Source organism: Nocardia sp. NBC_01388, assembly GCF_045040085.1.
In the GTDB taxonomy this organism is placed as follows: domain Bacteria; phylum Actinomycetota; class Actinomycetes; order Mycobacteriales; family Mycobacteriaceae; genus Nocardia.
Map to the genome: position 1 here is coordinate 8,670,305 of NZ_CP109553.1, position 24,636 is coordinate 8,694,940.

A 24,636-nucleotide genomic window follows, 5' to 3' on the forward strand; every position below is an offset into this window, starting at 1 on the left:
GCCGGAAGGTCGGGGTACCCGCGGGGTGTTCAGAACGGCGAGTTCGAAGACATTGTGGGCGGTATCCTCTGCCGATGGCTGACGCTGAGAGCTTCGGGTCCGCGATGAGTACATGGCAGCAATGGCAGGAAGCGCCGTGGGGTCGGCTGCGGTACTCGATTGCCGAAGCAAACCTGGTCCGACACTTCGAATCAGCCGGGCCGGTGTCGTTGCGGGTACTCGATCTCGGCGGCGGCGACGGTGGTGACGCGCTACGGCTGGCCGCTCGCGGGCACCACGTCACGGTTGTCGATTTCGCCCCCGCGATGCTCGCGGCGGCCGCCGAACGTGCTGCGGCTCTTGGCCTCGGTGATCTCATCGCGTGTGTGCAGGCCGATGCGACCGCGCTCCCCGCCGAGATCGCCAGCGCGCAGTTCGATGCTGTCATCTGCCACAATGTGCTGCAGTACGTCGAGGACGTGCGAGGACTTCTTGCGGGCGCACTCGCGACACTCACGCCGGGCGGTGTGCTGTCGGTGATGGCAATCAACCGCCACTCGGAAGCATTGAGAATTGCTGTGCGCGAAGCGGATCCCACTGCCGCGCGGGCAGCCTTGACCACCGATCGTGCCCGCACGCAGATGTTCGGCTCACCGGTGAATCTGCACACCGCGGAGGAAATCACCGGCGTCCTTACCGATCTCGGCTGCCGGGACCTGGCCCACTACGGCATTCGAACGTTCTGCGATTACATGGCCGACGACCGCAAACAGGATCCAGAGTTCTTCGCCGAACTCGAACACCTCGAACTCGCCACCACCGCGCTGCCGCCGTACATCCACCTCGCGCGGCTGTTTCAGCTCATCGCCTGCAAAAGCCCTCCGCAATGACCGAGCGGGTCAGCTCCGGGCATATGCCTCACACCGGGGTGCGTGGCCTCCGCCCCACGCTAGCGGTCCTGTCGTCGAGCACTACGGTACCGAGGTAGTCAGCCGGTGCGGTCGAGGTCAGTCGAGCGCTTCGGCGTCGATGCGGGAGAAGACGAGTTCGGTTTCTGTCTCGATTCGACCGTGCCGGTGGCTGCGGATGGCGCAGCGCCGACGGGTAGCTGCGGGCGCGGTAGTCGGTGGGCAGCCGGTAGGTGTGAAAACCATTGACGCGCATGATGGTCAGCAGTTCGTCGACGTCGTCTCCGATGCGCCGCATCCGGTCGGGAGTGACCTCGACAACGATCTCCGCGTCGGGACGCAAGCGGTCCAGCAGCCCGGCCAGTCCCCGCATCACCCGGCCTTCGGACCCTTCGACGTCGATTTTGACCATTCGTGTCGCGGCGATCTCGGCGGGGGTGAGCAAGTCGGTCAGCGGGTGCGCATCCACGGTGAACACCGATTCGGCGGGACCGTCATAAGGCACCATGCTGGTGGCCCCCAGGTTGCTGGTGCTGGCCAAGATGAACGTCAGCACCTCGCGGCGGTCGGCCACAGCGATGTTCACCGCGCGCACGTTGGCGCACCCGTTGAGATCGGTGTGCTCGACGAGACGCGCGTGGAACTGCGGGGAGGCTTCCAGCGCCACGACCCGGCCGTGCTCACCCACCAGGGTCGAGGCCAGCAACGTGAAATATCCTATGTTCGCTCCCACGTCGATTAGGACATCGCCAGGACGCAATCGTGTGCGCACCCAAAAGCTCAGGTGCGGCTCCCACACACCGAACAGCGCGATATAACGTTGAATCAGGTCGCCGGAATCGGTGATGATGCGCTCCCCGGAGCGCGTGCGCGCCAGACGTTCCCGCGGCCGCGACCGAAGAACACGATTGACCCGCTCCGCGAGCAGTCCCGGCACCAGAATCGGCGGGGCATGGCGCACATACTCTCGCCCCAGCGTCCCCAGCACATCCGACAGCATCGCAGGAGCCGGTGTACTGCCGACTGTGCCGTCCACCGCCTGTCACCCCCCGGTCCGCACCCGCCGCCATTGGATTCCTGTGCAGCCTAACGGGTTTCGGGCCGAAAGGAGTCCGGAACTATGGAGGGGTTCGCCGAATTACACTGTGTTGATGAGAGATTCTCGCCGGGCGGCGCCCGGACCGGCCGACGCTGACGGCGTACGGCATGCCGTGGTCGCCGTTGCTGCGGCTGTGCTGTGTTTGCTGCCCGCTATAGTCACCCTGGTGTCAGCGCCGGGCACTGTGGGTGATCGACTGCTGTTGGTCGGTGTCTACGGCGTGTGCCTGGCCATGTTCGCCGTGATCGGTCTCGTGCTCATCGCTCGGTGGAGGCACGAGGACAGGGCGCGGACCCAGTAGTCCGTCGCGGCTCGCCAGCACCACGCCCCGGTGCGCCGCCCGCGGCCGGCCTCACACGGGATGTGGTTCGTTCACCGAGATGTGTTCAGCGGCTATGAGTTCGATGCGGAAACCGTGCTCGGATCCGAGGTTGACGGCGTACCGCGCGGGCGGTCCCGGTGCCATGTCCTGCCGATCATCGGGGGCGCGTTCGAAATCGGCGCCCTCCACGCGGCCCACGACACCGGCATGCGCGCCAGCGCTGACCTCGACCGTCGTACGCCGCGCGATACCGCCCCGCTGTGCTACCAGCGGCACTTCCACCGCCGCGCGCGCCCACCCGCACAGCACATCAATGGCCGGATCAGCCAGCCCGGGCGCGATCCCGCGGGTCATCCCGTCCCACCGAATCCCCGGCGCTGCCTGCGGATCCCACGTGCGCAACAGCCAATTCCACTGCCCTGCAACAGGATCAACGGCAACATCAGACCCGGCGGCGGCGTCGATCTCCAGATTGTGCCCCATGGCGGAGAGCGCCTGTGCTTGGGCGAGGAAATCCGCTCGATCCAGCAGCGGAACCAGAAGCCGGCTCAAGGCCACGTCGGGCACCGGCTGCTCGTCACGCCGTGCGAGGGCGTACAGCGTGATCGCCAGCATGCCCCGCACTCCGTAAAGATCCCAATCCTGGCGCTCGCCTTCCCCGGGGCCCTGCAACCCGAGTCCCGTCGCCGCCAACCCATCAGCACGGGCGACCGCCGCCGCCCACACTCGCTGTTCAGTACTCACCGGTCGAGTGTAGGACCCAGGTATGGGCGTGGCCCCGCGCGACCGGAAGCCGGTGAGCGCACCTCGTGCTGCTACCGGCATCGCCCTGGCCGGCGTAGAACCTCGGTGGCTGCTTGTCGGGTGGCCCGTAGGTGCCGACGCAATCGGAGAATGGGCTCGACTCCATCATGCGTGTGTAGCGTTCGGTACCTCGTCGTCAGCGACGAAATCGATTGGCGTCCAGGACAATAGGCCAAGACCGGCGTGATCGATCTATGGTGCCGAGCGCGTGCCGGTCGACCGGCGAGCACCTGGCGACTGACCGGACCAGCGCCGGTCGACCTCCGCGGCGGTTGTGGCTGCTCTGGGCCGGTCGGGGCAGTAGAGGATGAGCACATCCCGGCGAGGCGCTGGGGCCACGGTGTTGTCTGGATGTACAGCGAAAAGCCTTTTCCATCATTACGATTGGAGACCGTCGCCTTCATGGCGGGGAAGCGTTCGGGGAGGGGCGGGGTGAGGGATTTGCGCGAGAGGCACCTCGGAGGTCGCGTCGAGCCTCGCCACTACCACGGTGAGTTACCGCAGATGGAGTGGATCGAGTCGCATGCCGGATGAATTCGCCGCTGCCTGTGCAGCACTGGGAATCGAGACCACCTCCGAGTCGAGACAGGTCCACTACCACCGTGCCCGTGCGGTGAGTGGCGCCGTGGTGCAGGACTGGGATGTCGCGGACACGACGTTGCGGCTGCTGTGGCCGGTGCCCGGGGCGGAGGTGTCGATCCAGGAGGTCGCGGCGCTGACGTTCGCGGTCGATCATGTCGTGTCGGTCGACAGCACCGAGTTCGATCCGCAGCTGCGGCTGTTCACCGCCACCGGCGACCCGGCAGGGGCACCGACCTGGGCGCAGCTGGCCACAGTGATCGGGCGAATCCCGTACTGGCCGACCCGGTTGCGGGTGTTCGAGGTGATCCGGCACTGGAGACCAGGAGCGGTCGCCGCGACAGTGGCGCCGATCCCCGCCGTAGACCTCGCCCCCGCTGGGCGGCTCGCAGCGATCCTGCCCGCCGGGTCGCCCGCCCGCCGGGTTGTGGACCGGGTGATGGTGGAGGCCTTGGCCAGCGCCGCCGCCGACACTCGCGACGAGGTGAACCGCCTGTCCGCTGAGACCTGGGCGCGGGTGCTCGATATCGCCGCGATTCCCTTGGACATCTCCGGCGAGGCTCTACCGGAATCGGTTGCCTGGCAAGGATGGTGCGACATCATGGAACGCGCCGACGATCTGTCCGCGTCACTGGTACGCGAGGCCGGCTGGGTGTGGACGACGGCGTGGCGACCGTTCGAAGCGATCGACGATATCGATCCAGACAGCGTCACCGGTGCCGCGTGGGCCGAGCAGCTTGTCCCGGTCCGGCGCGAATGTCAGCCCGCGAAATTCGAGATGGTTCGCGATCCCGACCCGACCAACGAGGAAACCGAGCACCTGGTCGACCCCTACACCGGAGTCCCCGCAATCCGCTACCACAGCCGCCGACTGCGCTACGCCGCCCCGGCCTCGTTGCCGACGGACTCACCGCTGACCGAAGTGGTCCTCGATCATCAGCAAATCTGGATCCGCGACGGCAACGGTGTGCTGTACCCCGCGCCGCGCGTCGGTCCGGTGTGGGGGTTGCTCGGCTACGGCCACAAGGGCGGTCGTGCCCACACCCTCGCGGTCCTGCTGGACCGGCTCCTCACGGACATCGGCGCGCCGGGAGCATCGCCGAGCGACACCACCGAGGCTGCGTCGGCCGGGCTGCTGACCGTCACCGAAACCACCTGGCCTGACCGCACCGTGATCAGCCGCGCAAAACTGGAAACCGCGGCCGCCACACGAGGTGACTGAACCCCGCCCCATAGTCAACGACTGTGTCGGCCGCGGATGCAACCCTCCTCTGGTGGCGGGCTGTGACCGCGAGGGTCGGCTGAGCTGAACGTGCACAGCACACCAGGACTCCTTCCCTCCCGGGCGGCTCGACCGCCTTCTGGATCGTAACGGCCGCACCACGAAACCGAGTACGCCGAGATAAACGGGCGGACCCAAATGCTCTACCCGGCAACACTTCCGAGGAGCCGTTGGTGGCTCTTCGGCGAGTTGGCAGGGCCATCTGGTCGGCCGAAGCCAACAGCGCCCTCCAGGGCAAACGCGTTCGGTTTCGGCTACGCGTGGTGGTGACGGACCCGGACCTGTGGGACTTTCCGGCCGTCGCGGTCGACCTTTCGGATCTCGAATTCGCTTGTGGCGCTGATTAATCCGAGGTCGGTATCGTAGCCCCATCGCTCGGGCATCCACTCGCGGTCGGCTTGTCGCAGGGCGGCGACGACTTTCTTCAACTCCGCCCATCCGTCGGTGCCAGCACTGCGGGTGACCGCGGTGCGCAACTGGTCGAGCAGCGCAGTGTCCGCGAGCAGTGCGTGTCGGCCGTGGCAATGCCCGATTTTGGCCGCGACGACGCGACGGTTGAGGTCGCGGCGGGTGTCGACGGTTTCCGGGTGTGCCAGTTCCTCCGTCATCAGCGCAGCGATGCGGCAGGCCCGGCCATCATCGATCGCTGTGGCGTGTTCGTTTGCGGCAGTGAGTAGTTCGTGGATTCGCAACCATATGGTCCGGATGCCGGTGTGCAGGATCTCCGCGCCCACCAACTCCAGCTTCTCCGCGGCATCGAACCCCGGCAGGTCCGCGAATGCCGGTGCTATTGCCTTTTCAGCCAGGGTCTGCGGGACCAGCGCGGCATGCAGGAATCCAGGCTCGTCAGCCGAGTTGGCGAGGTTGGGCAGCGACGGTGCGGCCTCGAGCCAGCACATCGCGATGTCGAGCTTCTGTCGGCATGCGCCGGGCTCCCAGGTGAATCCGGGGAACGGGAGCTGGTCGACCGGTGCGATCCGCTGTTCGAGTAGTAGGTCCAGCACGAGCGTCAGTCGTAGTGCCTCCCACGCGGCGAACAGCACCGCCTCCATGTCGCGCGGATCAGTGGCCTTCACGCGGTCGAGCATCTCGCCGACGACGTCCAGTGCGGTCGAGTGTGGTGGGGTCGGGATCGTGGTGTCGCCCATGACCCGATCATCGCCCTGCGGCGACGGCGACTCACCGAGAACCGCTCGACCGGACATGGCAGGCAATGAGCTCCGGCGTGGAGGCGTCTATGCTCTGCCCTAACCGGTAAGTGTGGCTTCTGTCGATGCCACGGGCTCACTCCGGCACCCTCGAACAGCCGACCGACGGACTTGAGAATCTACGGTTGCGCGAGAAGCATTCAAACCATGGGCTATTCGTCTTCACGAGCCGTCGGAATCGGTGAACTGACGGACTATGGAATGCGGATCGTAGTCGGCAAAGATCGGTAAATGATCGCTGGCAGCGCGCGCGGTATCGGTGCTGACGACGCCGTAGGAGAGTAAGGCGGGCGCAAGGTCGGGTGTGGCGAGGATGGCGTCGATGCGCCGATCGACTTGATCGTGGTACCAGTGACCGGTGGTGGGCATCCACGGCGCCGTGGTGGCGACGGCGGCGTCGACAATTCCTGCGACAGTGAGTATTTCACCCGGATGGCGATCCACCGCGAAGACTCGCTGTCCGTGTTCGTCGGTGTGCCAGGTGCATTGATGGATGGTGTCGCGGTTGACCGGCTGTCCGGCGAAAGGGTCGGGGTCGTACCATGCACCGCCGGAGGCGCGGTGGGCGTAGGCGATGTTGCCGTCCAGACCCGCGATCGTGGGATACCCGTCGTGGGGGCGCAACATCACCGCGGCGAAGCGCTCGAATTCGTCCGCGCGAGCGAACTTCCCGAAAGGCCGGCCATGAAAAGCGATGTGCCCGACACGAGGACCACCGAAATCAAGGACAACTCGCCCGCAGCTATGCCAGAACTGTCGACCCGACCAGGCCCGCCAGGACATCGGCTCGATCCCCGGTTTCCACAGCAATCCGACATGGAAGCCGACATTGCCGAGCGCTACAGCGGCGCTGCCGTCGGGCAACTCACAGCTCAAGCCGGCGGCCTCACCGATCTCGCGCAGAAGGCCCGCAGCCCGGCCGGCTTGCTCGGGACCGTCGGCACGCAGCTCCTGTATCGCGACTACATCGGCGTCTATGGACCCGACAACGGCGTGGACACGTTCGCGGCGGTCGATCTCCTCGGGGGCGTCGGACAGCCCGTAGTCCAAGGTGTTGTAGGAGGCAAACCTGACCTGGTTCGAGTTCATGCGTTGTCCGCTCATATGGACCCTCCCCGGGCCGTGGTGCAGTGATGTTCGTGCTCGCGTGCGGTGTGCTCTGCAGATCATGGTCGGTTCGTGCGAGTTGTCGGATTGCTTCCTCGTAAATTGTTACGAAGCAGCACAATTCGTTCTTCTCAGGATTAAAGGGTGAATCGGCGCCCTTTGGCGGTCCACAGTGCGCGTCCCTGGTTGGTGAGGATCCAGCCGTGTTGGCTGGTGGTGGCCAGCCCGCGGGCACGCAGTTTGCCGACCACTCTGCGCACGGCGGCGGGCTGCAGGTGAACGCCCGGACCGGTAGGTGGGCTACGGCGTCGGCAAGCCGGTCGATGCTCACCGGGTCCTCGGCTCGGCGCATGGCTCCGAGAACCGCCATGTCCTCCAGATCCAGGGGTTTCATGCGAGCCACCCGTGCCGCTTGCCGAAGTAGCGGGCGAATGTGTCTCGGGGGGATGACGGTCTCGACGTCGCAGGTGTGCATCAGCCGGTCCAGTGTCAGCGCATCGATATGGCGCGCGGACGCGATGATCACAGCGTCCACCTGCGTGTCGCGGGCTTGATCGATCAGTGGGGATTCGGGTGTGGACCAGAGCAGTTCGTATCCCAGCCTGCGGGCGAGCCGGGCGACCTGCGCGTGATCCCATTGCGCCTGGCCGAGAGGACTTGGCGCAGGCTCGAAATGCCGCCGGGATGGAGACCGCCGGCCACGACGACATGCACGGCGGTGAGTACGAAATCTCGATCCTGCTGCACGCTGCACCCGAGCTGGTCCGACCCACCTACCGCGATGCCGACCACCGCGCACCCGACCGCGCGCACCTGCACCTACTCGGAACGGCCGCCTACACCAGCAACGGCATCATCGGACGTCCCTCCGCCGCCTCCGCTGCCAAAGGGAAAGCAGCACTGGATTCCCTCACCGGAGCCTTCGCGACCTACCTCGCTCTGATCGGCGACCCACCCGCTGAACAAATCGACACGTCGTCCATCCGGGACTGAGGAAGCAGCTGCCGCGGCTAGCCCTCGCGATCGGCGAGGCCGATTGCGTAGGCGCGCAGTTCGATTCGCGTGTCGGCGGCGGGCCACAGAGTCGCAGTGTCGTCGAGCGTTGGAACTTCACCGCCCGGCGGTCGGCAGGCGGAGCCCACCGACTCGATTACCCGGCTCGCCGCGCACGCGACCGTGCGCAGGGCAGCGGGTGTGGCGGATAACTCTTGGATATTCCGGGTCATATCCCCTAATGGGTTCATCTCACCCGGTGGCGGCCAATACGCGAAATCTGTGATGTCACCGCCGCCGAACAGAAGACCCTCGCCGAGCACGATCGCCGAAAGTGGCACCGAGCCGAGATCGGCAGGTATACAACAAACGTGAATACCCTTGTCGGCTGCCGCAACCTCAATGGCCGCGGTCACGAGGCCGGTAAGGCTGCGTCGGAACTGCACGGAGGATTTCGCGTGCTCCGGTTCGTGTCGCGCATGCCACTCGATGATATGGACCGCGTGCCAGTATGAGCCGACCCATAATTGCCATGACCCCGCCATCAGTGCATGGTACCTGTTGTCTGGATCCTTTGTGGGAGAGCGGATTCCGGGATGACTCCCGTCGATCTTGATCTGTCCGACGACGATCGCAACTGTGGCCTTCTCGTGGTGTTGCCCACGATTGGTCAAGGTCATGGACCGATAATGACGGCTTCCTTGCCGCTGTGCACAGAAGCCCGCGCAGCCGTCGTGTCTGTGAGATCTGCTCTGGTGCAACCGCTTCAGCGAGGCCCTGCGTCGGTGCCGATCACTCACGGCCCGGCGCACCCGCGGAATTGTCGCCGATCCCCGCTCCTGCCGCGAGCTCTGACGCTTCACACGGACGTCGGACCGCAGCGTAGCTGCGCGCACCGACAGTCGAGTTGGCTTGCGCTGGTACGGGGGTCGGTCGAATTCTGTGGCTGGCGGTTACAGATGCGCGGATGCAGAGTCTGCGATCCTCCGTGCGGCCTCGGCGGCGAATGCGCAACGGGCGTGCTGCCATGTGCGCTCGTCTGGGGCTATGAGTTCATTGGGTGCTACCGGGAGTGTGCAGGAGGGGCATTTCTTGCGGCCCCACTTGGCTGGGAGTGTCCGGCGAGCCATCGCGTATGCGGCCAAAAGCACTGGGCTGGCAGCGTTGTAGTCCTTGTCTCCCTCGCCATGGCCACAGTCCAGGCGGGCGGCGCGGCCGGTGAACTCGGCATCGACGAACCCGCATGTATCGCACCGGGTCCAGTAGTAGGGGCAATCCTGCCCGCCGTTCGGCGACAGCAGCAGCCATTGATCTTCACCGCCGACAGGCCCGTACTGGTCGAAGTTGGTTGGGTCGGGGATCCCGCCCAGGCAGATCAGCAACCGAGAGTCGGGATGGTCGGCCATGGACAGGTACGGATCGATGAGCGGTTCGTCCTCGGGCTCGTCCTCGGCATCCGCGTTCGCCTCGCACTGGGCGTCGAAGGCGTCCGCGAATGCTTTCCACGCTCGGATCGCACGTGAGTCATAGCCGGGCTCTGATCGGAAGTACAGATGCCGGGTGGGCATGTGGAAGGTGGGGACCCCGGGTGCGAGCCAGGACGGCGCGACGATCGCGTAGGACCAGTCGATGCCGACCATGTCGAAAACAAACGCCCATCGGGCATGGAGGACATCGCGGAAGGCCACGCCGCCATAGGTGGTGCCGATATTCACCGAACCTGCCTCCAATGCTGGTGACTGCGCATTTTCACGGCCACGATAACCGCAGATCCGCAGAAGTTCAGGGAGCTTTCGCGGCGTTGTGTCGTGAGCGCAGGATCGCGACACCCACAGCCCTGTTTCGGCGCCGGTCGCCGCGTGCACTTGCACACGCCGGACGCCGATTCTGTGGCGAGTGGTGCCCGTCCGCTCATGCGGCTTCCGGATCGGCCCGCCGCGCTCTACACCGACTCGCGGATATCGGCCTCGCATTGAGCGCTCTTCACAGCCCGACCGTCTGGGAAGCTACCGAGCACGGTCGGATCACCGTTTTCAGCAATCGGGGATATAAGGGCTATCTCGTCGTGCAGACACCAGAGTGCAGGCCCGAACGTCAAACTATCGCTATCCCGCTTCGCTCCATTCAGGAAGGAATGCTCATCTGATGCCCGAAAAGGTCACCAAGGAAAAGGTATTGGCCTACATCGTGCGTAACGGAGAACTGCTCGTCTTCCGGCACACCGACTACTCGTGGGAGGAGGTCGGCATACAAGTACCCGCCGGGAGTGTGAAGGCCGGCGAGTCACCCGAGGGCGCTGCCTTGCGTGAGGCACGGGAGGAGACCGGACTCACGGAGTTCGAGATTGTGCGCAAGCTCGGGGAAGACACGTACGACATCAGCCCCTGCCGTTTCGAGATCCAGCATCGACACGTCTTCGAACTCAAGATCGGTCAAGACACACATGAACGCTGGGATAGCCAGGAAGACCACGACGGCGAAGCCGAACCGACGCGCTTCGAATGCTTCTGGATACCACTCGAAGCCGCCCACATCCTGCAATCCGGGCAGGGCGCACTACTCAGCCGACTGTACGACTGAGCGACGAACTATCGCATGAAACCCGGGGCGGTTCAGGGTGCCACCGTGTTCGAGATCGCCTATGGCTACGTGATGCTGGGAACGCTGCCGTATCGCACGGGGATCGCTCGCCCCTGGTTCTGGTTGCAGATGTTCGTTGCGGTGTTCATGAGTATCTGGGGCAATACGTTTCTCGCGACGAAACCGGGCGCTATGGCCGATACGACCTCCGCGATCATCAGGATCGTGCCCACGGTGTGCCTGCTGCTGATCACGGTCAACACCGCCATGTTCCTCAGCGCAGCCGAGCCGAGGCGCCACAGTCTGGACCCAGACGAGACGCCCGCTTTGCAATCCACCAGCGAGGAAACAGATTCCGTCGAAGCATGAGGTCGAACTCCGTGGTGAGCTATTGCGGATCGAGTCCGCCGCGCTCATCAGAGCACCGGCCTCTAGCTGTCGGAGTCGGGCGCGGTGGAAGCATGCGGCCGAGGATCTTCTCGGTCCCCCGCCGATTCTTCTCGACCTCGGCAGAGGTCAGCTTCACGGCGACGGCGCGCCACGTTTCCTCAGTAAGCGCACTCATTGCTCATCCTCACTGGCATTTGCCACAGAGCCGCACCTTATCGCGGCCGAGGTGGACAGCGAGCATGGTCAGCGGGTCGTCGTCCTTGCAACTGGATAGGTGAGGAACGACGCGATCGCGGCCAGGTCGGGCTGGTAGCCGTTGCTGGTGTTCACCGTCAACGCGGGTACAGCGAGCCGGATCGGGTCGAACGCGTCGATGGGTGATCGGGTGTTCGTGGCGATCGAGGTGATCAGGGCGGTGTCGTCGTGGGCGTGGCGGTGAGGGTCGGCGTCGGCGCGGTGGGTGATGCGGTCGTGAATCACGGTGGTGGGTGCGGTGCAGTGGACGATGCGGATATCTGCGATCGTGGCGAGCGGGGCGAGGTTGGGTCGCCACAGCTTGTCCTGGAACGCGGCTTCGGCGACCGCAGTGACCCCGGCCGTGATCAGGCTGGTGAGGACCTCGAAGAATACTGCCAGTACAGGGAGATTGAGGTCGGCGTAGCCGTCGGCTGGTTCTCCACGACCGGTGAGCACCATGCCTTGTTTGATTTCGTCGCGGATAATCGCTGGGGTGCCGAGGTAGTTGGCCAGGGCGCGGGCGAGGGTGGTTTTGCCGGTGCCCGGGGGGCCGCTGATCACGGCCAGGACCGGCGACTGTGCGCGATCGCCTGCGCTGCCTGCGGTGTGGTTGGCGGCCATGCCGCATTTTGGCATTCGGCTCACCACAGAGGGTGTTCGGTGGGTGTGGTCGGGGTTTTGGTGAGCCGGTAGGCGATGAATCCGGGCCGGCAGCGCGGTGTAGCGTGAGTAGTCCCCAATTGTGTTGGGTACGTGCACGATCGAAGATCGGCCTCGGTTCAACTACCGGGGCCGATTTCGCCGGTGGGTCTAAACGATTGCGCGTCGTCCCACTTGCCGACCACATCACCGCAGTTCCAGGGCTTCCACCCAGTTGTGCAGAAGGTCCCAGCTCGGCTGGGCGCCGACCCACGATTTCGCGAGCTAGAGAAGGTGGCCCGGGCGAAGATCGTCGGACGATCAGGTGGAGACATCACGGTATCGCTGCCCTGAAAATCGCTGTACACGTGCGGGATTCATGGACCACGAAATGGCGGAAAGTCGCTTCTTGGGGGCAGAGGGTCGTTGGTCAGGATTCGGTCAGGGCCGCGAGTTTGTCGATGTATTTCTGCATCGAGGGGATCCACGCCACTAGCTTCGGCAGGTCAGCGGTGGCGACGCGCACTTCCTCGCCGTGGCGGATGCGCCGAGGGTCGGAGACCAGCGGCGACAGGTCGGTAGGGACGATGGTGTGGGGGATGCCCAAAATGCCCAGTTCGGCGGCGATTTCGTCGGCGGTGGCTTTGAATTCTCCGCAGCCGTTCTCGCGCCACATGGCCAGCCCCTGTTCGGACAGGACGCCGCAGGAGCGGATCAGGCCGCCGATCCGGCGTTGCGCCGCGCGCTCTTGCTCGGACATTCGCTGTCCTGCTACTCGTCCGGTGCCGGTGAGCGTGCCGCGGCGGCTGGTGAGCCGGGCCATTTCGTCGATGCCGTCGTTGCAGCACGGTCCGCAGAACAAGCGGATCCGTTTCGGTGTGCGCGGGTCGGGAATGTTGAACCGTGACTGCCCTGCGAGGCGCAGGTCGGTGCCGCAGTCGGCGCAGGTGAGTGCGTTGTGTCCATTGTCGAGCCAGTCAGTCGGCGGAGTCCACCGCATCATGGCCATCGCGCCGGGTGTCGGCTGGTAGTAGACGATGACCTGGCCGTTGGGTGTCATTGCTCGTAGTTCCAGTTCTGGCCGCTGAGCCGGTATTCGGCCACCGGGATCGGGTCGATGCCGGGCCGCATACGGGTGGTGTACAGGGCTCCGTCGAGGTGGTCGATTTCGTGCAGCAGTAGCCGGGCGAGGCCGTGGTGGTAGTCGGTGGTGACGAGTTCGCCGGTGAGCGTGGTGGTTTCGACGGTGATATGCAGTGGCCGGGGCACCAAGCCACGCACGTCGAAGAAGCTCAAACAGCCTTCGTACTGCTCGTCGGTCTCCTGCGATTCGGCGGTGACGCGCGGGTTGAGCAGGATGATCGCGGGGGCGTGCGGGTCGGCCGGGCGGACAACTGCGGCGTGGCGGTCGATACCGATCTGCGGGGCTGCGATTCCCATCCCCTTCGCGAAGGGGTGGATGCGCCCGATGCGGTCCATGGCGGTGAACAGGTCCTCGATGACGCCGGTAGCGGTGTCGGCGTCGGCGGGCAGGTCGAAGGTGCGGGTGGGCTGAGTGAGGATGTCGGCGCCGGCCTGCACGATGCCCAGTCCGGTCATCGTGGCCGATGGGGTGGTGTCGATCACGGTGTGTTCGCCTCCTGCGCTGTGGTTTCCGGGCGCGAACGGAACCGCCACTCCAGGCAGTAGCGGGTGTGCTGCGGTGGGCTGATCTGTGTGGAGCTACGGGCCTGGCCTGAACTCGTTCAGTCCTGGGCGCCGACGATCGGAAGCCACGGGACGGCGTTGGGGCGGAAACTCTGTCGCTCGGGTACCAAGCTGGTGTGGTCATCGAGGCTCATCATCGTGACGCCGACCAACCCCTCCTCGTCACCTTTGGACGCCATCGTCGATCCGCAGGACGGGCAGAACCCGCGGCAGATCTGCGGAAAGGTCTCGAACCAGGTCGGCTCCCCGCCTGGACCGGTCCACTCGAAACCTTCCGAGGGGAATGACACCCACGACATCACGGGGGCGCCCGAAAGTCGCTGGCAGTGCTCACACGAGCACAGGTGAGGGAAATCGGGGGCTCCGGTCGCCGAGAACCGGATATTGCCGCAGAGACAGCCGCCGTCCACTTGACTCCTAAGTTGTTGGGCACCAAGCACTGATGAGAGGAACTTGCCGTCCATCCTCGCCGATCCGGCGTCCGGGTTCGGGAGAACGGGGTATGCGGCAGCGAATGTATCGCCGGTGCTGTCGTCGAGTACCGGCGAAGGGGCCGGACTACCCTTGCTGCGCATGGCCACCAGGGAAATTGCAGTCACCGTGGACGAGGACGACTGGCTTGCAGTCATCGGGACCGTCGAGTCGTGACCGCGCCCCCGGCGCCGACCTGCGGAGTCATGTGAAGGTAGATGGCCCGGACGGTTACCGCAGGTAGTGCAGGTGATCGGCGAATTCCTGCACCGCCGGACGTCGGCGATAGGGAACCAGATCCCGCAGGAGCCCCGTCAGATGTCCGACACACCGGGCGGAGCTGGCCTGTCCCGACAACGCTGCCACCGCCGCACCCGCATGCGACAAGGCCCGGTCGACCTCCGGATCAGTCTGGCGCACATATGTTTTCGCCAGCAACGTGTTACGCAGCGCGCCCTCACGGATCGCGGCCGGGTCTTGAGTGCGAAGTGCTTCGCGCAGGTGGCGGCGCGCGTCGGTGTACTGTGCGAGCCGCAGATAGCAGTAGCCCGCCTGCCCGTGCGCCTGGGCACGGTCGAGCCAATACGCCCACGTCGGCGTGCCGGTGTGGGGGCGCTCCAGGCTGGTGAACGCCGCGTCGATCTCGGTGCGGCACATCGCGATCGCACCGGCCCCCGCGTGCGCTTCCGCTGCCCGCAGATGCAAGATCGCCGACACCCCGGCGCTCGTGCCACGGTATTCCGACAGCGCCGACTCGGCCAAGGTCACCGCATCCTGAGGGCGGCCGATGTCCTTGGCCTGACAGGAAAGAAACCCGATCGCGTTGGCGGAGAGCGCATGATCGCCTGCCGTGCGGGCGGTGTACACGGCGCTGGTCCAGTACCGCTGGGCGTGGGCGTGGTGCCCGTTGTCGAAGCTGACCCAACCTGCCAGGCGCAGCAGCTCGGCCGCCGTGGAATGCAGGCGCCGACCGAGGGGATCGGGGTAACTGCCCGATTCGATCAGGCCCACCACATCGTGCAGGTGGGCGCGGATGGACCACAACAGGATATCGCCCTGGCCGCCGTCGTCGAGCCGGCGCAGGCCCGCGGTGATCGCGTCCATCTCATCGACCACGTCTTCGCGCACGCGCCGCGCACGACCCAGCTGAGCCAGGTCGATCACCGGGCGCGCCCGCAGGCCGGTCATGGTCGCGCCGACGATCCTCACGAATCCACGCCGGTCCATGGGCTCCGCCTCCGTTGCCACCCGCATTGCGCCTCACGCCCGTCTGTGGTCCACGGTAGCCCCGCACCCGCCAGATCCGGAGTGCGAACAAGCGCACCCAAATCACTTGGGGCACTGCCCCGGACATACTCCGCGGCCCGGCTCGACGCGGCCCTAGGATCGATGCTCATGCCGACATCCAAGAAACGCAAACGTACGAAGTCGACTCCGGTGAACCCGCATCGCACCAATCCCGCACCAGCGCAGCAGGGGGTCGGGTTCCACGACGAGGATCTGATCGACATCATGACCGCCCGCCCGGCACACCTAGCGATCGAACGCACCCAGGCCGCCCACGCCGTACTCCCGGCCCCAGGGGGTTGAACGTCGCAGGATCATCGACCAGGAGATGGTTCATGGCGTCCTTCCACCCTCGCAGCCGCGGGAACCGAGCCCAGAACTCGCGGTCGATTGATGCGGCGTGGTGATTGCCGGCGCCAGAGCCGTAGGCGGCGAGATTTACATACATACGTGGAGGCCGTCCTGCCCTGGCGGCCGGATGCTGGTGCGGCCCCTCAGCCAGGTGCGTGCCGGCGAAGGAAGTTGCTCGGAAGCCGACGGGCCGGCCTGCAGGCGTGTTCCGGCCCGTCGCCTCGGCGTATCGAGGTGTAACGGAGGAACTGGTCGTTTGCTATGAACAATATGTGATGGTTGCGCAGAGTCGAGCAGCCGACGAACACGACGGCGACGAGCCGGCGTGCCGCCTCGCCGAACTGCGTGTGCTCCACGAACAAATCCTGCGCTGGCAGAACATGACCGCCATAGCGAGGTCGCTGAGCGAGCGATATCCCACCCTCGCTTTCCTCTCGGCCGAGCGGTCGAGCACCGACGCGGTCTATGCCGACATCCTGGTACGCCGGGAGCTGACCACTGAAGGCGAAACCTTCCGCCGCACCGCCGATTTCGACGCCGTCCCAGCGAGAATCAACCAACGCTGGCGCAACACTGCCGATGCCGAACTGGGCTTGGCTTACGTGCGATACGCCGCAGCCGGCATGGCTGTTGTCTACAGAGGCCCCAGCGATCTCACCGAGCTGCTCGCCGCGGATTAGCACCATGATGCGCACTCTTGGCCGAGTTGACCGCGACAATCCGACCCACGCGCTGACTGCCTGTTTCCGATCCCCACCCGGAGGCTGTGACGGTTAGCCGAACGGGTCTGCTGTTGGCGGTCAAGGGGTGTCGCGGCGCTTGTGGGCAGTCCCGGGTGGTTCGGATACTGGATGTATGCGGGAGCGTCCGTATCCATCGGATGCCAGCGACGCGGAGTGGCAGCTCATCGAGCCGCTGCTACCGGTGCCAGCGTGTAAAACCCCGACCGGCGGGCGGCCGGAGAAACATGATCGTCGCGATATCGTCGATGGGATCCGTTATCTGGTCCGGACGGGTTGCCATTGGCGAGCGATCCCAGCTGACCTGCCCCCGTGGCGCACGATTTATGGGTTCTTCGACCGCTGGCAACGAGCCGGGTGCTGGGCCGGATTCGGGACAAGCTGGTCCGGGCCATCCGTACTGCCAGCGGATATTGCCTGAATCCGGTCGCTTCGGTGATCGATTCGCAGAGCGCCCGGGCTGTCGACGGCACGGGCCGCGGCCGCGGTCGCGAAGTCCTCACGAGGGTGGAATCGGTCGCACCTTTGCCAATGATCAGCGGCGTCCGCCGCTGCTGTTCGAACGGTCGGCCCTGCGGAGACGTCGCTGTCAACAGAGGGATCTAGGGGTCATCCGTCCGACATATCGGCATTCAACCACTCCCACATCGCATCTCGCCTGAATGAGCGTCGATGTTCCGCTTCTACGTGCAAGTGCTGTTCGATACGCGCCGACGACTCGGCGCGTATCGGTGTTACATGGCAAGGAAGTGGTGTTCAGTCGAACTGGGTGGGCTGGCCGGGGTTCTTCCAGTGTTCGAACATCATCCGGATCTCGTGTTCCAGAATGCGGGTTGCGGACAGAGGCGGCAGGTCATCGAGGGGGAACCAACTGATTTGCAGGGTCTCCACCGGGCTCGGTTCACCAGACGCGTCCAGGATGTCACAGAGGTAGAACTGTTTGTAGACCGAGGACGGCAGTTTCGGGGTGTGCCCTTGGGTATCGCGGTCCAGGCAGGCGACCATCGTGTGTGCGCGCACGATGAGACCCGACTCCTCCTTGGCTTCCTTTTCCACGACCTGGCGTGGGGTATCGCCGAGGTCGGCCCACCCGCCTGGTGGGGTCCACAGCTCGTCGCTGCGATCCTGGATCAGAAGGATCCTGCCTTGCTGATCGAAGACGCCGGCGCGGACGTCCACTTTGGGTGTGGCGTAACCGATCTCAGCGGCCAGGATCTTTCGGAAGTCCTCGGCGGCGCCGGTCCCGATGAGCGCCATGAGCTCGGCGCTGATCGTGCGCACCTGTTCGTAGCGTTCGGCATCGAAGGGATCGCGAACGAAGGTGATGCCGTTCTGCGCGATCGCCGCCAACTGCAGTGCCAGCGTGTGCAGTTGTTCGGCCGTTCCACGATCATCACTCATTGATTCATTCCTCCAAGGATCGATTGAACCGATTCAGTGCGGTGCGAGCGGATGCGAAGGGCTGTCACGAGGACAGGCGGTAGGTGGTGGTGTCGCGCGGTCGGAATCCGCACCGCTCGTACATCTTTCGCGCGACCGTCCGGGACGGTCCACAGGTCAGATCGACGGGTCGGGCGTTGTGCTGTCTGGCGACGTCGATGGCGGTGCGGGTGAGTGCTTCACCGACACCGCGCCCGCGGGCACCGGTGTCGACGACGACGTCTTCGAGGCGGGCTCGCATTCCGCTGGCCAGCGTGGTGTCGGTCCTCTCCAGGTGACCTCCGGGTTGCAGAACGAGGCGAGGTGGTCGGAAAAGTCGATGAGCAGGATTTCGCTGTGGTTGCAGACCAGCAGCGCCCCGACAGTCACATGCATCGGCCAGGTACGCCGGAAGGCGAAATTCCGACCCGTCTACAGCAGGCGCATCGGCTCCGATAGCGCGGTGGCCTCGTCCGGGTAGCGCTGCAGGTAGGCCGAAAGCACGCCCGCCATATCCGAGTCACTGATTGCCATGGGTGTGGACAGGTCCCGCATGCGATATCCCCTCCGGTGTCGCGCCGAATCCGAATGATACGAAGCCCCGACGATTGAGATCAGCGAATACAACACCGGTCGCGGCGGGCTCGGTTCCAGTTGCGGCTGCGATGTCGTCGATCGCTCTTCGGCCGTCAACGGCTTGCAGGAGCATGGTGTCCTCCTGGCTGATCGGGCTGCGGTGCCCGGTTCGTGTCGAGGCATGGTGTCGAGGTGGTTGTGCCGCACCGTCGGCGCTTGCTGTGACTGTGGCGATTTCCAGTGCGTTGCTGAGGTACGGGATTAGTGCCCCTGGATTCTCCGCGGTCGAGATGTCGGCCTTGGTGATGCGAATGTCTTCGAGGTAGAGGGCATCGATGTTCGACCCGAGGAAGCAGTCGATCGCGTCGCCGGGCGTCTCCACCACGGGCTCTCCGCGGATATTGAACGAGGTGTTGAGTACCAAGGGGACACCTGTTGTGGCGTAGAAGGATTCGAGGACGCGCCGGAACCGGTCGCCACGATCGGCGTCGACGCTCTGGATCCGGCAGGTGCCGTCGACATGGCAGATGCTGGGCACCACTTCGCGGTAGGCCGTGCGAACTGTGGCCACGACGAGCATGAAGGGATCGCTGGCGGAGATATCGAAGTACTCCGGCACGTGCTCGGCGAGTACCGAGGCGGCGTAGGGGCGGAACGGTTCACGAAACTTCACGGCCTTGTTCAGGCGGTCCCGCATGGCGGGGTTCCGGGCATCGGCGAGGATGCTGCGATGGCCCAGTGCCCGCGGCCCGAATTCGCTTCCTCGTTCGAACCAGCCGACCACTTTTACTGCCGAAATGTCTTGTGCAGCAAGAGTAGCGGGATCTTCTACCCTGTTCCAGCGGAGTCGAGATTTGCGCTGGTCGATCGCCTGCGCGATGTCCGAGTCGCTGTATGTGCGGCCGTGATAGTCGTCGTGGGATTTCCAGCGAGGAACTGTGCCGGTCATTCGGTGGTGCCCGTACAGCGCGGCGCCGATCGCGACTCCGGCATCTCCGGCGGCCGGGGTGACGAACAGTCGCTTGAAGGGTGACTCGCGCAGAATTGTGCCGTTGACCACGCTGTTGAGAGCGACGCCGCCACTGATACAGAGGTTGTCCTGACCGGTGGTGCGGTGCAGCTGGTGGCAGAGGTGGAGCATCGCGCGTTCGAGTTCGGCTTGCACCTTGGCCGCGAGGTCACAGCTGACCTGATCGAGATGTGCCGGCTCGGGCGAGCGCGGGGGAAGCTTTGTGACCCAGTCGGTTCGGATTTCTAAGGCGTCGCCGCGGATATCGAGGAAGGGTTCCGGGAACGAGGAAGCGTCTCCGTACGGTGCCAGGCCCATGGTTTTTCCGGCGTGCTGCCAGTGGCCGAAAATGTACTGTGAGGCCATCGAGAACATGTGTCCAAGGCTGCCAAATCGGAAGTAGGGTGTGCTCGCCTGCCACAGCGCCCACCGCTTTCCCATGAGTTCGAGAGTCCCGTTCTGTGCGAGGTAGGCCGATTCGGCTTCCTCCATCTCCGAATAGGGCGGTGGGTCACCCAGCAGGGGACTGGCGCGCCGTTGGTGTTCGCCGTAGCTGTAGCCGCTGCCGTCGACGATGAGGATTGCCGCGTCGGAGAACCCGGAGGCGACCCAGGCGTAGTAGGCGTGCAGGAGATGGTGTGACGGGTTGGTGATCAGCTCGCCTGCGAACCCGTGGTTGCGCAGATCGAGGGTGTGATCGGTGCGGGTTTGCTCATTGAGAACGAGGCAATCGACATCCTCGAGGCCGGCGAGCCCGCCCTCTTTCACACAGTATTCGACGGCGCGGGCAGGAAATCCGCCGTCGTGTTTGATGCGGGAGAGGCGTTCTTCCGATATCGCGGAGATGAGTGTGCCACCGGAGATCAAGCACGCCGAGGCGTCGTGAGCGGCATTGATTCCCAGGATGATGGGTGGGTTCGAAGTCATGGGTGCGGCCTCCGGAGCAGGGCAGTAGGGTGTGCACCGCGTCGCGTCGCGCGGGGCGGTGAGTGTCGACGAGGAATCGGAGTGCCATGCGGGGCGTCATCTTGGCCGGCGGAACGGGTAGCAGGCTTCGGCCGCTGACCCAGATCACCAACAAGCATTTGTTGCCGGTCTACGACAAGCCGATGGTCAGCTGGGCTGTGGAAGCGATGGTGTCGGCCGGGTTGACCGAGCTGATGATCGTGACCGGCGGAAACCACGCGGGCGAATTCCTGCGCCTGCTCGGCAACGGGCACGAGCACGGGGTGGAGCTGCTGACCTACGCCTACCAGGAGCAGGCCGGGGGCATCGGTGAAGCGCTCGGACTGGCCGAGCGTTTCGCCGACGGTGAACCGGTCGTGGTGTTGCTGGCGGACAACATCTTCGAGTTCTCCGTCGCCCCGGTGATCGAGCAATTCGCGGCCGACCCGGTTGGTGCACGGCTGCTGTTGTCGGAACTGAAGAACGAAGACCACCTGCGGCATCTGGGTGTGCCGGAGTTCGGGCCCGGCGGTGAGATCGTGCGAATCATCGAGAAGCCCTCCGATCCGCCGAGCACGTTCGCAGCGACCGGACTCTATTGCTACGACAACAGCGTGTTCGACAAACTGTGCACCCTCGAACCGTCCGCGCGGGGCGAACTCGAGATCACCGACGTGAACAACGCCTACATCACCGCAGGGCGGATGAAATACACCACCGCCGAAGGGTTTTGGGGCGACGCGGGCGAGAGCATCGACGCCTACTACGACGTCGTCGACCTGGTACGCGCGTCCGGAGCGAACAAGCCTGCTCACCGCTGAGCCCTGACAATGGTGGCGCCCGCGCGCCGATCCGGTCGCCGATCACCTGCTGCGGAGACGCCGGACTCCGCAACGGCCGCAGCCGCACGGCCGGTCCGGACAGCGGCGGGGCGCTTGCCCGGTGCTTGGTCCTGCCGACGCCGAATGTGCTCGACAAACCAATCCTGTCCGGTGGCATAGGCTTTCAGGTCGATATCGTGGTCGATGACCGGGGCTCTGCCGAACAGATACGCCCCGGCGAGGGCGGCGAAGATTCGGATCACGGCATCGGATCCCCGTTTCATCTGTGGTCCTTGATACAAGAAGTACGTGCACTCGGCCCACGCTGTGACCGCCCGCGGTTCGCCGGTCCCCGGTTCTTGGCTGGCAAGATGAGCCATCGCGGCCTTGAAGACGATCTCTCTGTCGGCATCGGCGCCGGTGACAGCGATCAAGTTGCTCAGATCGGCATGAAATTTGGGGGTATCGCCGCCGCGCCGTGCGACCCGTTCCCGGCCGCGCTGCGCCATCGCCGCGCCGCGGACGAGGAGATTCCCCTTGACCTGTGCGCCGCCGGGAAGGGTCACCATGTTCTGCAGCGTGTCGGTGCCCGGATCGGTGAATCTTGGCAGCGCCCACGCTCTGGCAGCCTGGGTGATCCTGCTGGCAGGTGTTTCTGTGCCGCCGTTCCACCTCTGCTCGGCTTCGCTCCACTGCGCGCCGGCGCGCAGCCACCCGGCGTCGCCGAGGATGTCGTGATTGGGCAGGCCACCGGTGATGGGAGTAATCGTCAGGAGCGGATCCCAGGACGTTCCGGTGCCGAGATTTCTCGCGGTGTGCGCCCGCGCTTCCTCGTAGCGCCATCGGGTGAGCCACTCGTAGACTTCGATCCACTCCCGTGCGGTCAGCGGCGTTCCGCGGGCAACCAGGTCGCTGATACCGGACCACGCCTGTGTGGCGGCCAGCGTCTGACGTGTCCCGAATGCGCGCCGCCGGGCCAGCACCACCTGGTCCCGTGGATGCAGGGGCCGGGAAAACGTGTCGGCGCGATCGGGCAATGGAAACGGTGCGAACACAACATCTTTCAGCGACCGGCGGCTATCTCTGTCGTCCACCTGTTCTCCTCCCCCGTGCCGGGCCGCCGTGACTGTGGTCGGTGAGGATCTGATCGGCGCGTCGGTACAGGTCGTCCAGGGTGGTGGCGTTGATCAGCTCCGCGTCGCAGTCGATGCCCGAGTACGAGGTTTCGGACTCGTGCGTGGTGTCCAGCGCGAACCCTGGCCGGGTGACCTTGACCAGGCGCAAACCGATGCGCCGAAATGCACTGGCTTCGTTGGGGAACCGGACATCGCTGATCACCACCGGTAGGCCGGCATCGAGCAGCGGCCCCACGGTGCGCAGGGCCAGCGCAATCCACACATCGTCGCCGAAGAGAGTGCGGGCGACGTCGGTACCGAGGGCCTGCATGAGCCGCCGAATGTCGGGGCTGGCGCTCTTTGCCCCCTCCCACCCGCGTTCGGTGACCAGATCGGCGATCCGGACGGCACCGTCGGGGGTGGCTACGAGGGGATTGAGCACGAGCAGAGCGTCTTTGATCGGATCTGCCATCGCGACGCGGGTATAGCCGTGCTGGGTTACTAGGTACTGTGCGATCGAGTCCTTGCCCGCCCGCGCATGCCCGACCAGCGCAATACTTCCCATCACAGAGTTCCTGCCTGCGTGACCGGGCCGGGTTGCCGCTCTCGCACCCGCGCCGTCACCGGGTGCCGCGCGGCCGGGGCGGTGCGAGCGACTTCGGTGTAGAGGTCGGCGAAGGTGTCGGCGATCCGGTGCCAGGAGTACGCGGCGGCGTCACCTGCCGCGTTGCTTCCACGTCGGGCGAGCTCGGCCGGGCTGGCGAGGGCGTCGATCAAATATTTGTCGAGGTGAGCGGGGTCGTCGGGATCGAACAGCCATCCGCTGTGCCCGTCGCGAACGTACATCGCCGGGCCCCCGGCAGCAGCGGCCAGGACCGGGACGGTGGCGGCCATCGCTTGCAGTGGCGCCAGCCCGAAGGGCTCGCGGGCGGAAGTGTTGACCAACAGGTCCGTGCACGACATCGCGACAGACAGATCCTCGTGTCCACGAAATCCGGTGAACAGCACCGTGTCCAGCCCCAACCGGCGTGCCTGGCTCACCGGGTGCTCGCCTTCCCATTCCCCGGGGAACCCGCCCCAGATCACCAATGTCGAAGGTGGCCTGCACGATTGGGTGCGGGCCCACGAGTCCAGGAGCCAGTCCATGCGTTTGAACGCCAAAAATCGCGTCACGGCCAGCACGAGGGTGCGCGCGGCGCCGGTCGGGATCAGGGCGTCGAGATCGGACTCGGTGTAGTGGACCGATCCGGGTCGGCCCGATTCGTCCCAGCCGAGCGGATCTGTGACCAGCCAGCGCCGCCACTGTGCGCGCCGCTCATCCTCGCTCAGCGGTTGCCTTGCGAATTCGGCGAGATCCACACCATTGGGAATGGTGTCGATGTCGTGCGGACTCACACGCAGGATCTCCGCGGCCGCGGTCGCGTCATCGGCGGAGACCGCGATCAGGCGCGCGACCCGCGGGACGTGGGCGCGGACGTAATCCACCCACATCGCCGCGTGCGGACCGCAGCGCTCGCCCTCCCTCAGACACTGGTGCAGGAACTTGAGCTCGGTGCCGTGTAGATGGGCGATCACCGGGCGCCCCGAATCCAGGCCCGCCCCGAGCTGGGGCGTGAGGTGATTGAGGTGAACCACATCCGCACCCCCGATACCAGCCTGCTGGAATTGGCGACCCCAAAACTGCTGCTGATGCGCCAGCATGCGTGGACCGGCAGCCGCGAAGAGCCGATCAGGCACCGCGCCACGGAATTCGTAACTGGCGTGGAACGGCACCGGCGCGAGCAGCGGATCGTCTCCGCGCTGGTAGCACCCCGCCGCAGCGGTGTAGTCCACCGTCCGGACGTCGGCCAGGTCGGCGAAGAACGATCCGGCGTGGCTGATCTCCCCAGCGGCACCGAGGCTTCCGGTGATCAGCCGCATCCGGGCCCGCTCCGCCGGCAGGTGCAAACCGAGGTATCGGGTGACATACGCGCTTCCGCCGCGCGGGAAGAAATAGAAGCCGCACAGTACATCAACAGGTCTCACCAGAGGTGCCTCTCTGCAACGACGGCTGACACCGCCGGCGGGT

General features: G+C 65.4%; 29 protein-coding genes. 10 read left to right on the forward strand and 19 right to left on the reverse strand.

Going from position 1 to position 24,636, the window contains the following annotated elements; translation table 11 throughout:
• Nucleotides 1–74 precede the first annotated feature (74 nt).
• The gene (locus tag OG716_RS40920; protein WP_405135518.1) at nucleotides 75–869 is read left to right on the forward strand and encodes a methyltransferase domain-containing protein; all 795 of its coding nucleotides are present in this window, start codon (nucleotides 75–77) and stop codon (nucleotides 867–869) included.
• 28 nt (nucleotides 870–897) lie between these two features.
• On the opposite strand, the gene OG716_RS40925 is transcribed toward OG716_RS40920, so the two are convergent.
• Nucleotides 898–1,887, reverse strand: a complete 990-nt coding sequence (locus OG716_RS40925) for an FkbM family methyltransferase (RefSeq protein WP_405135519.1) — start codon at nucleotides 1,885–1,887, stop codon at nucleotides 898–900.
• 151 nt (nucleotides 1,888–2,038) lie between these two features.
• On the opposite strand from OG716_RS40925, the gene OG716_RS40930 reads away from it, so the two are divergent.
• Entirely contained in the window at nucleotides 2,039–2,287 is a 249-nt protein-coding gene (locus tag OG716_RS40930; protein WP_405135520.1) for a hypothetical protein, read from the forward strand.
• 51 nt (nucleotides 2,288–2,338) lie between these two features.
• Here OG716_RS40930 and OG716_RS40935 read toward each other — a convergent pair whose 3' ends face one another.
• Complete coding sequence (locus OG716_RS40935; protein ID WP_405135521.1) at nucleotides 2,339–3,052, reverse strand: hypothetical protein; 714 nt, start codon at nucleotides 3,050–3,052, stop codon at nucleotides 2,339–2,341.
• 583 nt (nucleotides 3,053–3,635) lie between these two features.
• On the opposite strand from OG716_RS40935, the gene OG716_RS40940 reads away from it, so the two are divergent.
• Nucleotides 3,636–4,913 carry a hypothetical protein gene (locus tag OG716_RS40940; RefSeq protein WP_405135522.1) on the forward strand — a complete coding sequence of 426 codons (1,278 nt, stop codon included), beginning with the start codon at nucleotides 3,636–3,638 and terminating at the stop codon, nucleotides 4,911–4,913.
• A gap of 314 nt (nucleotides 4,914–5,227) precedes the next feature.
• Here OG716_RS40940 and OG716_RS40945 read toward each other — a convergent pair whose 3' ends face one another.
• From OG716_RS40945 to OG716_RS40955, 3 genes are all read right to left on the reverse strand, one after another.
• On the reverse strand, nucleotides 5,228–6,121 hold the full coding sequence (locus OG716_RS40945; RefSeq protein WP_405135523.1) for a hypothetical protein: 894 nt from the start codon (nucleotides 6,119–6,121) through the stop codon (nucleotides 5,228–5,230).
• A gap of 222 nt (nucleotides 6,122–6,343) precedes the next feature.
• Complete coding sequence (locus tag OG716_RS40950) at nucleotides 6,344–7,285, reverse strand: hypothetical protein (RefSeq protein ID WP_405135524.1); 942 nt, start codon at nucleotides 7,283–7,285, stop codon at nucleotides 6,344–6,346.
• A 140-nt stretch (nucleotides 7,286–7,425) separates the two neighbouring features.
• Nucleotides 7,426–7,548 (reverse strand): hypothetical protein, encoded by a 123-nt coding sequence (locus OG716_RS40955; RefSeq protein ID WP_405135525.1) that lies wholly within the window; start codon nucleotides 7,546–7,548, stop codon nucleotides 7,426–7,428.
• Nucleotides 7,549–7,945: 397 nt separating this feature from the next.
• On the opposite strand from OG716_RS40955, the gene OG716_RS40960 reads away from it, so the two are divergent.
• On the forward strand, nucleotides 7,946–8,281 hold the full coding sequence (locus tag OG716_RS40960; protein WP_405135526.1) for a creatininase family protein: 336 nt from the start codon (nucleotides 7,946–7,948) through the stop codon (nucleotides 8,279–8,281).
• 17 nt (nucleotides 8,282–8,298) lie between these two features.
• Here the strand turns inward: OG716_RS40960 and OG716_RS40965 are convergent, their stop codons facing one another.
• Both OG716_RS40965 and OG716_RS40970 read right to left on the reverse strand, forming a co-directional pair.
• Complete coding sequence (locus OG716_RS40965; protein ID WP_405135527.1) at nucleotides 8,299–8,961, reverse strand: hypothetical protein; 663 nt, start codon at nucleotides 8,959–8,961, stop codon at nucleotides 8,299–8,301.
• Between the two features lie 273 nt (nucleotides 8,962–9,234).
• Nucleotides 9,235–9,996, reverse strand: a complete 762-nt coding sequence (locus tag OG716_RS40970; protein WP_405135528.1) for a hypothetical protein — start codon at nucleotides 9,994–9,996, stop codon at nucleotides 9,235–9,237.
• 430 nt (nucleotides 9,997–10,426) lie between these two features.
• On the opposite strand from OG716_RS40970, the gene OG716_RS40975 reads away from it, so the two are divergent.
• Together OG716_RS40975 and OG716_RS40980 are read left to right on the forward strand one after the other, a co-directional pair.
• On the forward strand, nucleotides 10,427–10,861 hold the full coding sequence (locus tag OG716_RS40975) for an NUDIX domain-containing protein (RefSeq protein WP_405135529.1): 435 nt from the start codon (nucleotides 10,427–10,429) through the stop codon (nucleotides 10,859–10,861).
• Nucleotides 10,862–10,906: 45 nt separating this feature from the next.
• Nucleotides 10,907–11,230, forward strand: coding sequence for a hypothetical protein (locus tag OG716_RS40980; RefSeq protein WP_405135530.1), 324 nt, complete (start codon nucleotides 10,907–10,909; stop codon nucleotides 11,228–11,230).
• A 19-nt stretch (nucleotides 11,231–11,249) separates the two neighbouring features.
• Here OG716_RS40980 and OG716_RS40985 read toward each other — a convergent pair whose 3' ends face one another.
• From OG716_RS40985 to OG716_RS41010, 6 genes are all read right to left on the reverse strand, one after another.
• Nucleotides 11,250–11,426, reverse strand: coding sequence for a hypothetical protein (locus tag OG716_RS40985; protein WP_405135531.1), 177 nt, complete (start codon nucleotides 11,424–11,426; stop codon nucleotides 11,250–11,252).
• Between the two features lie 68 nt (nucleotides 11,427–11,494).
• Nucleotides 11,495–12,109, reverse strand: a complete 615-nt coding sequence (locus tag OG716_RS40990) for an AAA family ATPase (RefSeq protein ID WP_405135532.1) — start codon at nucleotides 12,107–12,109, stop codon at nucleotides 11,495–11,497.
• Nucleotides 12,110–12,557: 448 nt separating this feature from the next.
• The gene (locus OG716_RS40995; protein ID WP_405135533.1) at nucleotides 12,558–13,136 is read right to left on the reverse strand and encodes a hypothetical protein; all 579 of its coding nucleotides are present in this window, start codon (nucleotides 13,134–13,136) and stop codon (nucleotides 12,558–12,560) included.
• A 47-nt stretch (nucleotides 13,137–13,183) separates the two neighbouring features.
• Nucleotides 13,184–13,753 carry a peptide deformylase gene (locus OG716_RS41000; RefSeq protein WP_405135534.1) on the reverse strand — a complete coding sequence of 190 codons (570 nt, stop codon included), beginning with the start codon at nucleotides 13,751–13,753 and terminating at the stop codon, nucleotides 13,184–13,186.
• 119 nt (nucleotides 13,754–13,872) lie between these two features.
• Nucleotides 13,873–14,463, reverse strand: coding sequence for a GFA family protein (locus tag OG716_RS41005; protein ID WP_405135535.1), 591 nt, complete (start codon nucleotides 14,461–14,463; stop codon nucleotides 13,873–13,875).
• A 73-nt stretch (nucleotides 14,464–14,536) separates the two neighbouring features.
• Nucleotides 14,537–15,532, reverse strand: coding sequence for a hypothetical protein (locus OG716_RS41010; RefSeq protein WP_405135536.1), 996 nt, complete (start codon nucleotides 15,530–15,532; stop codon nucleotides 14,537–14,539).
• Nucleotides 15,533–15,700: 168 nt separating this feature from the next.
• On the opposite strand from OG716_RS41010, the gene OG716_RS41015 reads away from it, so the two are divergent.
• The 3 genes from OG716_RS41015 (at nucleotide 15,701) to OG716_RS41025 (ending at nucleotide 17,104) form a co-directional block, all read left to right on the forward strand.
• Entirely contained in the window at nucleotides 15,701–15,895 is a 195-nt protein-coding gene (locus OG716_RS41015) for a hypothetical protein (protein WP_405135537.1), read from the forward strand.
• Between the two features lie 251 nt (nucleotides 15,896–16,146).
• The gene (locus OG716_RS41020) at nucleotides 16,147–16,623 is read left to right on the forward strand and encodes a hypothetical protein (protein ID WP_405135538.1); all 477 of its coding nucleotides are present in this window, start codon (nucleotides 16,147–16,149) and stop codon (nucleotides 16,621–16,623) included.
• Nucleotides 16,624–16,798: 175 nt separating this feature from the next.
• Entirely contained in the window at nucleotides 16,799–17,104 is a 306-nt protein-coding gene (locus OG716_RS41025) for a transposase (RefSeq protein WP_405135539.1), read from the forward strand.
• A gap of 335 nt (nucleotides 17,105–17,439) precedes the next feature.
• Here the strand turns inward: OG716_RS41025 and OG716_RS41030 are convergent, their stop codons facing one another.
• From OG716_RS41030 to OG716_RS41040, 3 genes are all read right to left on the reverse strand, one after another.
• A complete protein-coding gene (locus OG716_RS41030; protein ID WP_405135540.1) occupies nucleotides 17,440–18,084 on the reverse strand; it encodes an NUDIX hydrolase N-terminal domain-containing protein in 645 nt (214 codons plus the stop codon).
• A gap of 64 nt (nucleotides 18,085–18,148) precedes the next feature.
• The gene (locus tag OG716_RS41035) at nucleotides 18,149–18,364 is read right to left on the reverse strand and encodes a GNAT family N-acetyltransferase (protein ID WP_405135541.1); all 216 of its coding nucleotides are present in this window, start codon (nucleotides 18,362–18,364) and stop codon (nucleotides 18,149–18,151) included.
• A 258-nt stretch (nucleotides 18,365–18,622) separates the two neighbouring features.
• On the reverse strand, nucleotides 18,623–20,614 hold the full coding sequence (locus OG716_RS41040) for a carbamoyltransferase (protein ID WP_405135542.1): 1,992 nt from the start codon (nucleotides 20,612–20,614) through the stop codon (nucleotides 18,623–18,625).
• 86 nt (nucleotides 20,615–20,700) lie between these two features.
• Between OG716_RS41040 and OG716_RS41045 the strand changes: the two genes are divergently transcribed.
• Nucleotides 20,701–21,453, forward strand: coding sequence for a sugar phosphate nucleotidyltransferase (locus OG716_RS41045; protein ID WP_405135543.1), 753 nt, complete (start codon nucleotides 20,701–20,703; stop codon nucleotides 21,451–21,453).
• On the opposite strand, the gene OG716_RS41050 is transcribed toward OG716_RS41045, so the two are convergent.
• From OG716_RS41050 to OG716_RS41060, 3 genes are read right to left on the reverse strand one after another with little or no spacing between them, the layout of a single operon-like run.
• Complete coding sequence (locus OG716_RS41050; RefSeq protein WP_405135544.1) at nucleotides 21,444–22,547, reverse strand: hypothetical protein; 1,104 nt, start codon at nucleotides 22,545–22,547, stop codon at nucleotides 21,444–21,446. The two genes, OG716_RS41045 and OG716_RS41050, sit on opposite strands and share 10 nt — an antisense overlap.
• Nucleotides 22,531–23,133, reverse strand: coding sequence for a hypothetical protein (locus OG716_RS41055; protein WP_405135546.1), 603 nt, complete (start codon nucleotides 23,131–23,133; stop codon nucleotides 22,531–22,533). The genes OG716_RS41050 and OG716_RS41055 overlap by 17 nt, the downstream gene beginning before the upstream one ends.
• Complete coding sequence (locus OG716_RS41060; RefSeq protein WP_405135547.1) at nucleotides 23,133–24,593, reverse strand: glycosyltransferase family 4 protein; 1,461 nt, start codon at nucleotides 24,591–24,593, stop codon at nucleotides 23,133–23,135. Before OG716_RS41060 ends, OG716_RS41055 begins: the two co-directional genes overlap by 1 nt.
• Nucleotides 24,594–24,636: the final 43 nt, after the last annotated feature.